Below are 13,258 nucleotides of genomic sequence, written 5' to 3'. Positions count from 1 at the left end.
ATGAAGTAATTCTGCCATATGCTCTTGTGTATAGTGAATGGTTGTTTATAGTATTCTGTCCGAAAGAAAGTCTTGAAGCAGCAATTTGTATTGGCGTATCATAAAACCTTCTCCCATAAATCGATAATTATAGAAAATTTTACCATTTTACTAAATTGCCACTATGTGATATACCTCACGTATGTTATCACTAAAATTCAAAAAACCCCTGATAAAATCAGAGGTTTCCAATCAGCTGGAAATCAGATTTGAACTGACGACCTACGCATTACGAGTGCGTCGCTCTACCGACTGAGCTATTCCAGCATATTCCATTTTTCCAGGCTGAAAACAGCCACATCCATTATTATACTCATTTTAGAAAAATATGCAAGACTTTTTTTACAAAATCGCTTAATTTTCTCAACCTCCTAAATTTTCAAAGTAAATGCAACCCGCATATACATTACCAGTTGCATTTACTTTGAAAATATACAAGGTTGCATTTAGTGTGACAAATTTTGTATCATCCTCCTGTCGTGTCTGGGAATACAATTGGAGGATATCATCATGAACAAAACACATTTATCATTGGAAGACAGGTTCACCATCTCCCTAATGCTCTCACAGCAGTCTTCCTTTAAACAGATCGCCAGCGCTGTAGGCAAGAACTGCACCTCCATCTCTCGGGAGGTCAGAATCCATTTGGAGTACAGACGGTCCGGTGGGTATGGACGTTCCTATAATGCCTGCCTTCACCGCAGGGACTGTTCTATCAGCTTCCTGTTCCTCTGTCAAGAGAAAACGCTGCTCCCTCTGTGTAAAATGCAACTCTCACTGTCCGGACTTTAAAGAAGAAAGGTGCGGCAGGCTGGAAAAGCCTCCTTATGTCTGCAATGGCTGTCCCGACAGGCGCAGCTGCACCCTGGAGAAACGTCTTTATCATCCTTCCCATGCTCACAAGGAATACCTTGACTTGCTTTCTGAAGCAAGAACACAAGCCATACAAAGCTAAGAAACCATAACTGTATATCACTAAGCGCATTTGTCATAAAAATGCGCTTTTACTACAGGCTATAATAATTCCCCTGCACCCTTATAACTCTGAAGGACCATCCATCTGATTCGGTTCCATATTGTCCAATGCATACTCACAGCATTGTACCACCAGCTGATTAAAACTGATATCATTTTCAAAGGCAAGCTTCTCCAAATTTTGTATCAGATCATTGGGCATCCGGATTGTTTTGTTCGATGATTTCATTTTTTTTATTTCAAACATATCATCACCTCCATTAGGGTAATTTTATAAGGAAATAAACATTTATAAATACAAGCAAATTTGAAAGTAAATATGCAAGCAAAATAATATTGCATATAACTTGAAAAAAGTTTATACTTCTAATAGCTTAATCAACTTCAGACATATTTTATAATATAGGAATCAAATTATTTTTATGTTCTCCTGAAATACCGGGTACCATACCGGCTGTTTCACTGAATGTCAGGAGGTAAGTAAAATTTGGATACAAAAGAAAATGCATTGTTTTTTCGGAACGCATGCACGATGGAGCTGGCCCTGCGGGAAATGCGAAAAAAGAATCCATATAACAGGGGACAGCGAGATAAAAAACAGCAGGAGAGGGATATCTGTTGGAAAATAGAACCTAAAAAACCCGGTATCCTGCTGTTTATAACAGGGTGGGCCACAGTCAGCCTATTCTTAATCCTGTTCGTTTTTGGTATGGGAATCCTGGCGTCGTTTACCGGAGAGGATACCGGTTTTGCGGTTACAAAAGAAATTTACCGGCTGGAATGGCTCCCAATCAGACTCTATGGGTGGGTTCATCAGGTCGCTATAAATGTAAATAACTATCTTCCAATTCTGGGATTTACGCGTATTTTTATATTATATCCGCTGCTGCCGGCAACGATCCTTTGGGGGATTCTCTACCTGTGCGGTATATGCTGCTACGTCTGGAAAACCCGTGGGATTGCAAAGCTGCATATCCGATCAGGAGAAAAATTATTAAAAAAAATATACGCATCCGGTCCAATGGAAACGAAATACCGGAATGCCCAGAACGTCTGCCGGCTTCATCTGTGGTTCAGGACTCATAACGGGACGAAGTGGAGAGAAGTCCTGGCCCAATTTCAGAGCAGTAAGCTCCAATATAACCAGGAAGAACTAAACCGCGCTTACCAAAAGCTTATGGACGAGTGGAATGCGATAGCGCTTGAGGCAAAACTGGGGAATAATAGCCCTGGTTCCGGTCAGGCAAATTTCTATAGCCTGTCGGTTCTTCAATATCTGAGAAAATGTAAACTCATAGAGAACTGAAAAATGAACCGAATTGGACGGAAAGTATTGACTTCTGTGGATAGGGAATGCGATACTGGAATACAGTGAGAATGAAGACAAAGGAGTATCGTATGAAATCATTAGTCATCGCTGAAAAGCCATCGGTAGCCAGGGATATCGCGCGTGTGTTAAAATGCGGCCAGAATCAGGGCGTATTGGAGGGGAGCCGCTATGTGGTGACCTGGGCTTTGGGACACCTGGTCACTCTGGCCGATCCGGAAGCATATGATGGAAAATATAAGGAATGGAAATTAGAAGACCTTCCGATGCTGCCAAAGCATATGGAGCTGGTCGTCATCAAACAGACTGCGAAACAGTATCAAACGGTAAAAAGCCAGATCAACCGCAAGGACATCAACGAAATCATTATTGCCACCGACGCCGGAAGAGAAGGGGAACTGGTAGCACGCTGGATTCTTGAGAAGGCCAGAAGCCAAAAACCGGTGAAACGTCTCTGGATCTCGTCTGTCACCGATAAGGCGATCCGGGAGGGATTCGCGCATCTGCATGACGGGAAGGAATATCTGAACCTGTATGCCGCCGCCCAGTCCCGGGCAGAGGCCGATTGGCTGGTGGGGATTAACGCTACCCGGGCGCTGACCTGCAAATATAATGCCCAGCTGTCCTGCGGACGGGTTCAGACTCCGACACTGGCCATGATCGCCAAAAGAGAGGAAGAAATTCAGAACTTTAAACCCCAGGAATACTACGGAATGACCGTTACCGCCGGAAAAGTGATCTGGCACTGGCAGGAGGAGTCCAGCGCTTCCATGCGGACCTTTCAAAAAGAACGGATTGAGAAAGCCGCCGGTATGGTAAAGAATCAGAAACTGACGGTAACCTCGGTTGAAAAGACGGCCAGGAAAACTGCCGCTCCGGGATTGTATGATTTAACGGAGCTGCAGAGGGACGCAAGCAAACGTTTTGGATTCTCGGCCAAAGAAACACTGAATATTATGCAGCGCTTATATGAAAACCATAAGGTTTTGACCTATCCACGGACAGATTCCCGCTATATCAGTACCGATGTGGTGGATACCCTGCCGGAAAGAATCCGGGCCTGCTCCTTTGGGCCTTATAAGAAACTGGCGGGACCGCTCATTACAAAGCCGGTAAAAGGAAACAAGTCCTTCGTGGACAATGCCAAAGTAAGCGATCATCATGCCATCATCCCGACCGAACAGTTCGTGCAGATGGAGCATATGACCAACGAAGAAAAAAAGATCTACGATCTGGTCGTGCGGCGCTTCCTTGCCGTCTTATACCCGCCCTTTGAATATGAACAGACCATTATGAAGGCGGAAGTATGCGGCAGCCTGTTTCAGGCCAAGGGTAAAGTGGTAAAAAAAGCCGGATGGAAAGCCGTCTATGATACCATGGAACTGGAAGAAGACGAAGACGCTGCCGGTTCCCTGCCTGATCTGCAAAAAGGAGCAGTGTTCCCGGTAGAGGACGTACGGATCACGACAGGAAAGACAACGCCGCCGCCCAGATTCGATGAAGCGGCTCTGCTGACCGCAATGGAGAATCCTGTAAAATTCATGGAAACCAAAGACCGGGAAGCGGTAAAAACCATCGGGGAAACCGGGGGATTAGGAACGGTTGCCACCCGGGCAGATATTATTGATAAACTGTTCCATACGTTTCTGATGGAAAAAAGGGGAAAAGAAATCTACCTGACCTCCAAAGCGAAGCAGCTTCTGGAGCTGGTACCGGACGATCTAAAAAAACCGGAACTGACCGCCGCCTGGGAAATGAAGTTATCTGATATCTCCAAGGGAAAGCTGAAAAAAGAGCAGTTTCTAAAGGATATCCATTCTTACACCCAGGCGTTGATCGCGGAAATAAAAACCGGGGAAGGGACCTTCCGCCATGATAATCTGACGAACACCAAATGTCCGGTCTGCGGTAAGCGGATGCTTTCCGTCAATGGAAAAAACAGCAAGCTGCTGGTCTGCCAGGACCGGGAATGCGGCCACCGGGAAACCATATCCAGGACTTCCAATGCCCGCTGTCCCAAATGTCATAAAAAGATGGAGCTGGTAGGAAAAGGGGAGCAGGAAACCTTCATCTGCGCCTGCGGCTACAAAGAAAAGATGAGCGCCTTTAAGTCACGGCGGGAAAAAGAGGGCGCGGGCGTTTCCAAGCGTGACGTTCAGAACTATATGAAAAAACAGCAGCAAGAGGCAGGCGGGCCCATCAATAATTCCCTGGCGGCCGCGCTGGCTAAGATAAAGGATCAGTTATAATTTTTTTGAGTTTTTGATGGGGGCCGGATGGTACGGGCCCCCTTTCTTTAGGCCCTGGCCCGGGGATCTGCTTTTTGCGGACTGTTTAAGAATCTTTAAGAAATGTTGTTGCTTTCTGATAAGATTCTTTTTTTATACTCTTTAACAGGAACCGGATTTACCGGTCTAAATTATAGAGACGCAGAAAGGAAACAACGCATGCGAAAAAAAACTTTGATAATTACAGGAATCGTTGCTGTTGCGCTATTGACCATATCTGTGGCGGTTGGAAAATATTATCTGGCAGGGAACAAAGGGGCGCAGATTCCCACAGTGGAGACATCCGGAGTAAGCAAAAAGCAGGTGGAGACGGCAGTGAATACAAGCGGGACGGTACGGAGCGAGCATTCGGCCAAAATAACGACCGCGCTGACCTCCAATGTAAAAGAAATCTACGTGAAACCCGGAGACAAGGTAAAAAAAGGAGAGCCCCTTTGCGATTTTGATGACTCCATGATTAAAACCGAGCTGGAGGCGGCGCGCAAAAATTTAAAGACCGCCCAGGCGCTTAACGAGAATCAGAATGGGGTGAACCGGAGGAGTTTGGAAAATGCGAAAGAGGAGCAGGACCGTCAGTTAAATAAGGCGGATTCGGATATTCGGGATGCCCAGGATGCGCAGAATAACGCCAGAGTCCGGGCGGATCAGCTGAAGGACCAGCTGGAAGAACAGAAGAAAGCCCTGGAAGCGGAGAAAAACGCGCAGGCGGGTATCACGGACGAAACACAAAAGGCGGAGAGCGACGCCAGGATCGCGGCGATCGAAGGGAAAATCCAATCCCTGCAGGCAGATATCGAGTCGGCAAATAATGAGGCCAACGCAGCTAAAAAGCAGATCAAAGATTTAGAAGCCAGCAAGGAAAGTATTATGGCATCTGCCAAACAGCAGGTACAGGCGGCCCAGGATGCCATAAATACCGCAAAGCTTGAGAAGAACACAGATGCCCAGGAGACGGAGGTTAAGAAGCTGGAGGCCAATCTGAAAAATGCGACAATCCTGGCGCCCTTTGACGGGACAGTAACGTCAATCAGCGCGGAGGAGGGTTCTCCGGTAACAGGTAATACCGTGATGGTGATCGAAGATACGGAGACCATACATATTACGGCCAGGATCAAGGAATTTGATATATTGAAAATAAAAGAGGGCATGAAGGCAAAAATCATACTGGATGCTCTGGGCAGTGATGAGCTGGTTGGTAAAGTGAGCAAAATCTATATGACACCGATCAAAAACGGGGACGGGGGTAATAATTCCGGTCAGGGCAGCGCCGCCGAATACGAGATCGAGATCACCCTGGACCAGAAGAATTCAAATGTTCTGATCGGCATGAACGCAAAAGTAAAGATCATTCTGGAAGAAGGAAAAGGCGGGTATACGGTGCCTTATAGCGCGGTGACGGAAGGTGAGGATGGAAATTCCTATCTGTATGCGGCGGTGCCGTCCGAGGGGGATCTGTACCAGGTCCGGAAAATTCCCGTGACCAAGGGGCTGGAAAATGATTACTATGTGGAAGTTCATTCCGACCAGCTGACGGAGGATATGCAGATCGTCAACTCTCCGGAGACGGTGTCGGAGGGAATGAAAGTGCAGATACAGCCGGTGGATACGTTGGTCGGAATACCGCAGGAGGCAGGATCCGGGGGACAGACGGAGGCCGCGGCTTCGGATGATACGGCAGGGGCTTCGAACATGGGCATACAGGCCGACGGCGCTGCCGCTGGAAAGGAATAACCATATGGAAAATAATGTAATCTCAATGAAACATATCAGGAAACTCTATTATATAGGAAAACCAAATGAACTGGAGATATTAAAAGGAATTGACTTGAATGTAAAAAACGGGGAATTTCTGGCGGTTGTGGGGGCTTCCGGATCGGGAAAAAGTACGTTGATGAATATAATCGGAGCGCTTGACCGGCCCACAGAAGGGGAATATCAACTGGATGGTTGTGATATCCGGTCTCTGAGCGATAAAGATCTGAGCAGAATACGAAATCAAAAGATTGGCTTTATCTTTCAGACCTTTAACCTGATCGCTAAGACTACGGCGTTAAAGAATGTGGAACTGCCTATGCTGTACCAGGGGATCGGCAGAAAGGAACGCAGGGAGCGGGCGCTGGAGCTGCTTCGGATGGTGAAAATGGAAGACCGGGCGGATCACCACCCCAATGAGCTTTCCGGCGGCCAGAAACAGCGGGTGGCGATCGCCAGGGCTATGGCAAATCAGCCGGATATCTTACTGGCGGATGAGCCTACCGGAGCGCTGGATTCCAAAAGCGGGCGTATGGTTATGGACCTGTTTCACTCGCTGCATGAAGAACAGAAAAAGACCATTGTATTTATCACGCACAGCCGGGAACTGGCGGAAGAGACGCAGCGGACCGTAACGATCAAGGACGGTCAGATCATCCGGGAAGAAAGGAGGGATGGCCTTGGATCTTTGGGAGAATATCGCACTGGCTGTGAATGGGCTTCTGGCCAATAAGATGAGAGCCGTCCTGACGATGCTTGGAATCATCATCGGAATCGGTTCCGTCATAGCGATTGTGACGGTGGGAAATTCTATGACAATCGCCTTTGCCGAGTCCATGAAGGAGATGGGCACGAATAAGATCATGGTGTCGGTCCAGGAAAAGAATTCGAATTACGAAGAAGGAACCGGAATATTCCAGGAACCACAGGCTGAGGATCTGGTGACGGATGAAATGATCCGTCAGTTTTCCGCCCGCTACGCGGATACGCTGGAAAGCGTATCCCTCATGGAGTCTGTTGGCAGCGGTAAAGCGCAGCTGGGGGATAAAACGGTAAATGTGGACATCAAAGGGGTGAATGCGGATTACGCCAAAGCGGAGGATAAGGAGCTTTTGTACGGAAGATTTATCACGCCACGCGATATAGAAGGAAAAAAATATCTGGCGGTTGTGTCCGAGTCCCTGGCGTCGGAATTGTTCCGGGGAAAATCCCCCATTGGGGAAGAGATTTTTGTGAAAGTGAACAATGACGTTATTTCATTTACCATTGCTGGTGTTTATAAAAAGGCTGCTTACATGGGAGGCTATATAGACACCTACGTGTCGGGAAAAGACGTGCCTACAGACTTATTCATCCCGCTGTCCGTGGCACAGAAACTCAAACAGAAGCAGGGAGGATATCTGAGCTTTTCGATCGTTACGAAAGCCGGAACAGACCAGAACGACTTTACGGAAAAGACAAAAAGCTTTTTCCAGCCATACTATGCGAAAAATGAAAGCTTTGGGATTTATGTGGAAAACATGCAATCCTTTATCAAGGAAATGAACAACATGAATAATACCATGACCCTGGCGATATCCGCTATCGCGGGTATTTCTCTCCTGGTTGGCGGTATTGGGGTGATGAATATCATGTTGGTTAGTATCACGGAACGGACCCGGGAAATCGGAACGAGAAAGGCGTTGGGAGCTCAAAACTGGGCGATCCGGCTGCAGTTTATCGTTGAATCCATCTTTATCTGTCTGATCGGAGGCGGAATCGGGATTCTGCTGGGCCTGGGCGGAGGCGCGCTGGGCGCGAAAGCGCTGGGATATCCGGCTGCCCCTTCCGTTGGCGCTGTGCTGGCAGCCGTCATTTTTTCTATGGCGATCGGTGTTTTCTTTGGTTATTATCCCGCCAATAAGGCGGCAAAGATGGATCCCATCGACGCCTTGCGTTATGAATAGAAACACTTTATACTATTTACAAAGGGGGACTTAAAAAATGGATAAGAGGCAGATATTAGTAGTTGATGATGAAGATGAAATCCGGGAGGTGATCCGGATATTGCTGGAGAGCGAGGGCTTCGAGATCCGGGAGGCCAGAGACGGAGATGAGGCGCTTCAGATGGTGAGTCCCCAGACTGATCTGATTATTCTGGATGTGATGATGCCCGGAATCACGGGATATAAGACCTGCCAATTGCTGCGGGAAAAGACCATCGCGCCGATTTTGTTTCTGACGGCGAAAACAAGGGAATCGGATCTGACCATGGGGTTCTCATCAGGCGGAGATGATTATCTGGCGAAGCCTTTTTCCTACACGGAACTGGTCGCAAGGGTAAAAGGGCTGCTGCGCCGTTATTATGTATATAAAGGAAAAGATACGCTGGAACGAAGCAGTTATATCCAGATCGGTGAATTAGTGATAAACCGGGAGATCAATGAAGTACAGAAAAACGGAAAAGAAATCCTGCTGACGGATCTGGAATACCGGATTCTCCGGTTGATGGCAGCAAACCGCAGGAAACTGTTTTCCGCCAGGTATTTGTATGAAAGCGTTTGGGATGAACCTTACCTGAGCACTTCCAACAATACGATTACGGTACACATCCGGAAGATCCGCGAAAAGATCGAGGATGACCCGCAGCACCCGAAGTACATCAAAACCATCTGGGGAAAGGGGTATCGGATTGAATAAGGAAAAACGCGTGGCCTGGCGCACAAAGCTTGGCACGAAGCTGCTTGGAAGGGTCAGCGTCTCGCTGATTATCTCGATCATTTTATTTGCGGCAATGGCGGTTCCGGGTTACCAGATGATGACGGACCTGATCTACAGTCCGGCCCATTTACAAAAACAAGCCTACAAACTGGGAGATGATTTTCAGAAATATTTGGAAGATAACAATATTTCGATACGCGACCGCAGCGCCTTGTTAAAATGGATAGACCAGTACCCGGATATGGTGATTTACCTGTTTCTGGACGGTTCACCGGTGATCCATGCAGGTCCACTCGCATATGATAACGAGGATTCGGAGCCTTTGACCGTACAGGACATTTCCGATATTTCCGACGGATACGTGAAATTGGAATATCCGGAAGGAACAGTGGAGATCCTGCTCTTTTATTTCGGTGGAACGGTTTATTATGTATCTCTTTTAATTGGCTGTTTTCTCGTAGCGTTTATATTTTTCCTGGCCCTGTTCTTATGGATGATCAAGGGCAGAATCTGGTATATCGGAAAACTTGAGCAGGAAATGCAGGTGCTGGAAAGCGGCGACCTGAACCAGCCGGTGACGATCCTTGGCAATGACGAGCTGGCGGATCTGGCCCAGAGCATCGAAGACATGAGAGTCTCCGTCATGGAACGGATCGATAATGAGGACCGTGCCAAACAGGCGAACAATGAGCTGATTACCGCTATGTCTCACGATCTTCGCACGCCGCTTACGAAACAGATCGGCTTTCTGGACATTATTTATTATAAGAAATACCAAAGCGAAGAGCAGTTATTCGAATATATCGGGAAAGCCAGGGAGAAGGCCTATCAGATCAAAACCATGTCCGATAAACTCTTTCAGTATTTCCTGGCCTTTGATATGGAGGAGGAAGAGGTGGAATTAGAGCTCCTGGACGGCCGCGAGGTTCTAAACCAGATGATTGCGGAACAGGTGCTGGATTTGAGAAGCGCGGGCTATCATGTGCTCTTTACCCAGTTTGAGGATGAATTCTGGCTGGAAATCAATCCCGACGAGCTATACCGGATCTTTGACAACCTTTTTTCCAATATCCGAAAATATGCGGACCCGAAAGAACTGGTGGAAATCTGGAATGAAATACACGAAGATCACATCACGCTTACCTTTACCAACCACATCCTCCGAAATAAAATACAGCCGGAGAGTACCAGAATCGGCCTCAAAAGCGTGGAGCGCCTTCTGGAACACATCGGTGGTAAGCTTCAGACAACCATGGAGGCGGATATCTTCCTGCTGAAAATGGAAATCTCATCCGGGCATTTTAAAAATTCGCCTGCACGTAAATAAAGTAAAACTTAGCGTTCTTCCTGGGGGCTTCGTATGCCGCTGCTTATGGCTTGGAACCGCGGGCGGTATAAACGGGGACGCTCCGGGCGGCCGGGTTCTTTTGTATCTCCCTGGGGACGCGGAGGGCTTGCGCTGGAATACGCTAAGTGAAATCGAAAAGCCGGGTTCAGGAACCGAGCCTATTCACCAGGAACACGTGATGTGTTCCCGGTTCAGAGGCTCTTGCCCGTCGGACGTGAAGTCCGCCGTGCATCCTGAATCCGGCTTTCCGATTTCACTAAGCGTATTCACAGCCGCCCTATGCGTCCCCAGGGAGATACAAAAGAACCCGGCCGCCCGGAGCGTCCCCATTTATACCGCCCGCGGTTCCAAGCCATAAGCAGCGGCATACGAAGCCCCCAGGAAGAACGCTAAGTGAGTGCGTCAGCCCTCAGCCTATTTCTTATAGTTTGATAGACACGAAGGTTCCGTCGCTTGCTTCGATATGGACAATTTCCAGTCCACGGTAATCCAGAAGTATAGAGATACATTCCCGTACCAGATCCCTTAAAATCTGTTTGGTGACAAATTCCCCATAGGGAGCCGGAACACTTTTCCGCATCTCCAGAAAAACGGACTCCGGGATCAGGGAGACGGCGGCGCCGGCCATCCGAAGCGGAATGGGAAGCCAGAGATTCACATCCTTGGAGCGGACAATAATACGCATAGGACCATCCCTCCTAGCTGATGTAGATCTTGACAATACTGCCGTCAGCCGCATTTACATCTACGATATTGCCGTCTGTCTGCGTCTCCAGGCAATCGATTACAGCACTGGTGATTTCTTTCAGATCCACGCCCTGCAGAGATTCCTCCGGAATCGGAAGCTTACCGGTAGCGTTTAACAATTTACGGATCGCGATGACCGGCAGCTGAATATTTACTTTATCGCCGTCGGTGCTGTCCACCTGAATCCGAAACATTTTCTTATCATAAGAATTGGATACCGGTTCAATATCATAAGCGGCTTCCTCCTTTTCAGGTCCTATGGCTTCCAGCAGTCCCGCAGCCTGTTCGGCAGTGATTTTTCCTTCTTCCAGCATCTTTAAAACTCTCAATTTTTCTTCCATCTTATTATTCTCCTTTTTCATTCATTTGGGCCAGCGCTTCTTCCGGGGTGATTTCCCCTTTCTCCAAAGCGTCCAGTATCTCTTTTTTTCGGTCCGCCGAGGGAGCCGCCAATGTTGTGTAACCGAGTTTCCCGATCACGCCGTCCAATTTAGAGCGGACGGTAGGATAGGAGATCCCCAATTCTTTTTCCACTTCTTTGATGTTACCTCTGCATTTTAGAAAGGTCTCCACAAAATGCAGGTCGTCCTCGGACAGATAATCAAACTTATTCAGATAAAAATCATTTTCTATCACCGTATCGCATTTTTCACATTGCAGCTTAACGACCTTCAGTTTCCCTTTGCATACAGGACATTGACTGATGACTTTAAACATATATTTCTCACCTTCCTTCGTTCTGTTATCACTATATTCCCGAAACTTAAAAATGTCAATACGAAAATTAAAATAATTAATATTAAAATTAAATAAATTAATAGTTAAACATCAAAATATAAAAAATAAAGCTAAAAACATAAATATAATCAACCTCCACCACACACATTCACAACAATTACGTCCGCCACCCCACTAAAAAACCCGAAATTAAAAGATTTTTACAGAATTCAACTGATATACTGACCCGGTAAGAAAAGGAAAGGAGAACGCAAAAAATGAAAAAAGGAATTACAAAGAAAAACACGTATTTACTGGCCGCAGTCCTAAGTGCCGCTCTATTAGCCGCAGGCTGCGGCGGACAAAAAGAGCCATCCTCTCAGGCCCCCTCTTCCCAGGAAGCATCACCCAGTACCCAGGACCAGAACAATCCGGATTCCGATGTCCCGGACGAAGACAGCCATGACGCACAGCCATCCCAGAACCCCTCAGCCTCCGATACAAACGGCAACAATGCAAGCACCCAAAATCAGGATGAACCATCAGCCTACGATCATCCGGACCTGGAAGGCTCGGTAGTGACGATACAGGACAAGCAGTTTGAAATCACCGAAATTTTCGTCGAGGAATCAGAAGATGGGGTAAGCAGCATCGCCGTCTCAGAACCCGAGAAAAGTGAAAACAAGATTACAGTTATCGTCACAGACCTGACCCAATATAAGATTCGAAAGGTCAACAGCGACCGCCTGACATCCACGATGTCAGAGGGAACCAAAGAAGACATAAAAAAAGGAAGCACCCTAAACCTATGGGGAACCTCCGACCAGGGCACCTTCTACGCCGACACCGTAGTAATATGGGTCATGCCGGACTAACTCCCGTCGGTTCACTGCAGGACTCCAGCGTGGCTGCATTCTGATGTAGGGCCGGGAAGAGAGGAAAGCGGCAGCGCTCCTTCGGGGTGGGGACGATCCACTGGGACAAAACCGCATCGGCCGGACCTAAGAACAGATAACTCCGATGATGGGAGAACCTCTTATTCGCATGGCCTGGAACAAACTCGCCGAAAAACGGCTCGAACAGTGTTCCAGGCCATGCGAGGTTCTCCCATCATCTGCGTAACCTGTTCTAAGGCCCGGCCTCAAGCGGTTTTGTCCCAGTGGATCGTTCCCGCCCCGAAGGAGCGCTGCCGCTTTCCGCTCTTCCCTACTGTTCAGCAGGCCGGCTGCCATGTTCTAAAGGAGAGTACCTGTAAAGATTGAAGATCTCAGACATTACCAAAGTAGGAGCGGACAGTCGCAGGGAGCGGTTCCGGGGGAGGGCCGGCCTTTCACGGGAGCCTGGCCGATGCGGTTAGGCTCCCGT

Annotated in this window: 13 protein-coding genes and 1 tRNA gene; 9 read left to right on the top strand and 5 right to left on the bottom strand. The window is 47.8% G+C overall.

The window, feature by feature from the left end:
- Positions 1-233: 233 nt before the first annotated feature.
- Positions 234-306: transfer RNA gene (locus KTH89_RS18550), tRNA-Thr, on the bottom strand.
- 243 nt (positions 307-549) lie between these two features.
- Between KTH89_RS18550 and KTH89_RS25245 the strand changes: the two genes are divergently transcribed.
- Positions 550-831 carry a helix-turn-helix domain-containing protein gene (locus tag KTH89_RS25245; protein WP_408639968.1) on the top strand — a complete coding sequence of 94 codons (282 nt, stop codon included), beginning with the start codon at positions 550-552 and terminating at the stop codon, positions 829-831.
- Positions 832-1,075: 244 nt separating this feature from the next.
- Here the strand turns inward: KTH89_RS25245 and KTH89_RS18545 are convergent, their stop codons facing one another.
- Entirely contained in the window at positions 1,076-1,261 is a 186-nt protein-coding gene (locus tag KTH89_RS18545) for a hypothetical protein (protein WP_158343041.1), read from the bottom strand.
- A 240-nt stretch (positions 1,262-1,501) separates the two neighbouring features.
- Here KTH89_RS18545 and KTH89_RS18540 point away from each other — a divergent pair, with 240 nt between their 5' ends.
- The 7 genes from KTH89_RS18540 (at position 1,502) to KTH89_RS18510 (ending at position 10,408) form a co-directional block, all read left to right on the top strand.
- A complete protein-coding gene (locus KTH89_RS18540) occupies positions 1,502-2,320 on the top strand; it encodes a hypothetical protein (protein WP_238722687.1) in 819 nt (272 codons plus the stop codon).
- Positions 2,321-2,412: 92 nt separating this feature from the next.
- Entirely contained in the window at positions 2,413-4,590 is a 2,178-nt protein-coding gene (locus tag KTH89_RS18535; RefSeq protein ID WP_238722686.1) for a DNA topoisomerase III, read from the top strand.
- Positions 4,591-4,788: 198 nt separating this feature from the next.
- Entirely contained in the window at positions 4,789-6,360 is a 1,572-nt protein-coding gene (locus KTH89_RS18530) for an efflux RND transporter periplasmic adaptor subunit (RefSeq protein WP_238722685.1), read from the top strand.
- A gap of 4 nt (positions 6,361-6,364) precedes the next feature.
- A complete protein-coding gene (locus KTH89_RS18525) occupies positions 6,365-7,114 on the top strand; it encodes an ABC transporter ATP-binding protein (protein ID WP_238722684.1) in 750 nt (249 codons plus the stop codon).
- Between the two features lies 1 nt (position 7,115).
- Positions 7,116-8,327: an ABC transporter permease gene (locus KTH89_RS18520; RefSeq protein WP_408639970.1), complete on the top strand. Its 1,212-nt coding sequence runs from the start codon at positions 7,116-7,118 to the stop codon at positions 8,325-8,327.
- A 37-nt stretch (positions 8,328-8,364) separates the two neighbouring features.
- Positions 8,365-9,060: a response regulator transcription factor gene (locus KTH89_RS18515; protein WP_158343035.1), complete on the top strand. Its 696-nt coding sequence runs from the start codon at positions 8,365-8,367 to the stop codon at positions 9,058-9,060.
- Positions 9,053-10,408, top strand: a complete 1,356-nt coding sequence (locus tag KTH89_RS18510; RefSeq protein WP_238722682.1) for a sensor histidine kinase — start codon at positions 9,053-9,055, stop codon at positions 10,406-10,408. The genes KTH89_RS18515 and KTH89_RS18510 overlap by 8 nt, the downstream gene beginning before the upstream one ends.
- A 442-nt stretch (positions 10,409-10,850) precedes the next feature.
- On the opposite strand, the gene KTH89_RS18505 is transcribed toward KTH89_RS18510, so the two are convergent.
- Genes KTH89_RS18505 through KTH89_RS18495 form a run of 3 tightly spaced genes read right to left on the bottom strand, consistent with a single transcriptional unit; the run spans position 10,851 to position 11,893 of the window.
- On the bottom strand, positions 10,851-11,114 hold the full coding sequence (locus tag KTH89_RS18505; protein ID WP_158344266.1) for a hypothetical protein: 264 nt from the start codon (positions 11,112-11,114) through the stop codon (positions 10,851-10,853).
- A gap of 13 nt (positions 11,115-11,127) precedes the next feature.
- On the bottom strand, positions 11,128-11,517 hold the full coding sequence (locus KTH89_RS18500) for an SHOCT-like domain-containing protein (RefSeq protein ID WP_158344265.1): 390 nt from the start codon (positions 11,515-11,517) through the stop codon (positions 11,128-11,130).
- Positions 11,518-11,521: 4 nt separating this feature from the next.
- Positions 11,522-11,893: a DUF2089 domain-containing protein gene (locus KTH89_RS18495; RefSeq protein ID WP_158344264.1), complete on the bottom strand. Its 372-nt coding sequence runs from the start codon at positions 11,891-11,893 to the stop codon at positions 11,522-11,524.
- 278 nt (positions 11,894-12,171) lie between these two features.
- Between KTH89_RS18495 and KTH89_RS18490 the strand changes: the two genes are divergently transcribed.
- Positions 12,172-12,768 carry a hypothetical protein gene (locus tag KTH89_RS18490; protein WP_238722681.1) on the top strand — a complete coding sequence of 199 codons (597 nt, stop codon included), beginning with the start codon at positions 12,172-12,174 and terminating at the stop codon, positions 12,766-12,768.
- The last annotated feature ends 490 nt before the right edge of the window (positions 12,769-13,258 follow it).

The organism is Diplocloster agilis, from assembly GCF_019042275.1.
Lineage (GTDB): Bacteria > Bacillota > Clostridia > Lachnospirales > Lachnospiraceae > Diplocloster > Diplocloster agilis.
The sequence above is the reverse complement of the archived record's forward strand: the minus strand, read 5'-3'. Positions and strand labels throughout refer to the sequence as shown.

Excerpts from the sequence above, each read along its gene's own strand:
- KTH89_RS18545 (WP_158343041.1), bottom strand. The coding sequence starts at position 1,261 with ATGTTTGAAATAAAAAAAATGAAATCATCGAACAAAACAATCCGGATG.
- KTH89_RS18505 (WP_158344266.1), bottom strand. The coding sequence starts at position 11,114 with ATGCGTATTATTGTCCGCTCCAAGGATGTGAATCTCTGGCTTCCCATT.
- KTH89_RS18515 (WP_158343035.1), top strand. The coding sequence starts at position 8,365 with ATGGATAAGAGGCAGATATTAGTAGTTGATGATGAAGATGAAATCCGG.
- KTH89_RS18495 (WP_158344264.1), bottom strand. The coding sequence starts at position 11,893 with ATGTTTAAAGTCATCAGTCAATGTCCTGTATGCAAAGGGAAACTGAAG.
- KTH89_RS18500 (WP_158344265.1), bottom strand. The coding sequence starts at position 11,517 with ATGGAAGAAAAATTGAGAGTTTTAAAGATGCTGGAAGAAGGAAAAATC.
- KTH89_RS18490 (WP_238722681.1), top strand. The coding sequence starts at position 12,172 with ATGAAAAAAGGAATTACAAAGAAAAACACGTATTTACTGGCCGCAGTC.
- KTH89_RS25245 (WP_408639968.1), top strand. The coding sequence starts at position 550 with ATGAACAAAACACATTTATCATTGGAAGACAGGTTCACCATCTCCCTA.
- KTH89_RS18525 (WP_238722684.1), top strand. The coding sequence starts at position 6,365 with ATGGAAAATAATGTAATCTCAATGAAACATATCAGGAAACTCTATTAT.
- KTH89_RS18520 (WP_408639970.1), top strand. The coding sequence starts at position 7,116 with ATGAGAGCCGTCCTGACGATGCTTGGAATCATCATCGGAATCGGTTCC.
- KTH89_RS18535 (WP_238722686.1), top strand. The coding sequence starts at position 2,413 with ATGAAATCATTAGTCATCGCTGAAAAGCCATCGGTAGCCAGGGATATC.
- KTH89_RS18530 (WP_238722685.1), top strand. The coding sequence starts at position 4,789 with ATGCGAAAAAAAACTTTGATAATTACAGGAATCGTTGCTGTTGCGCTA.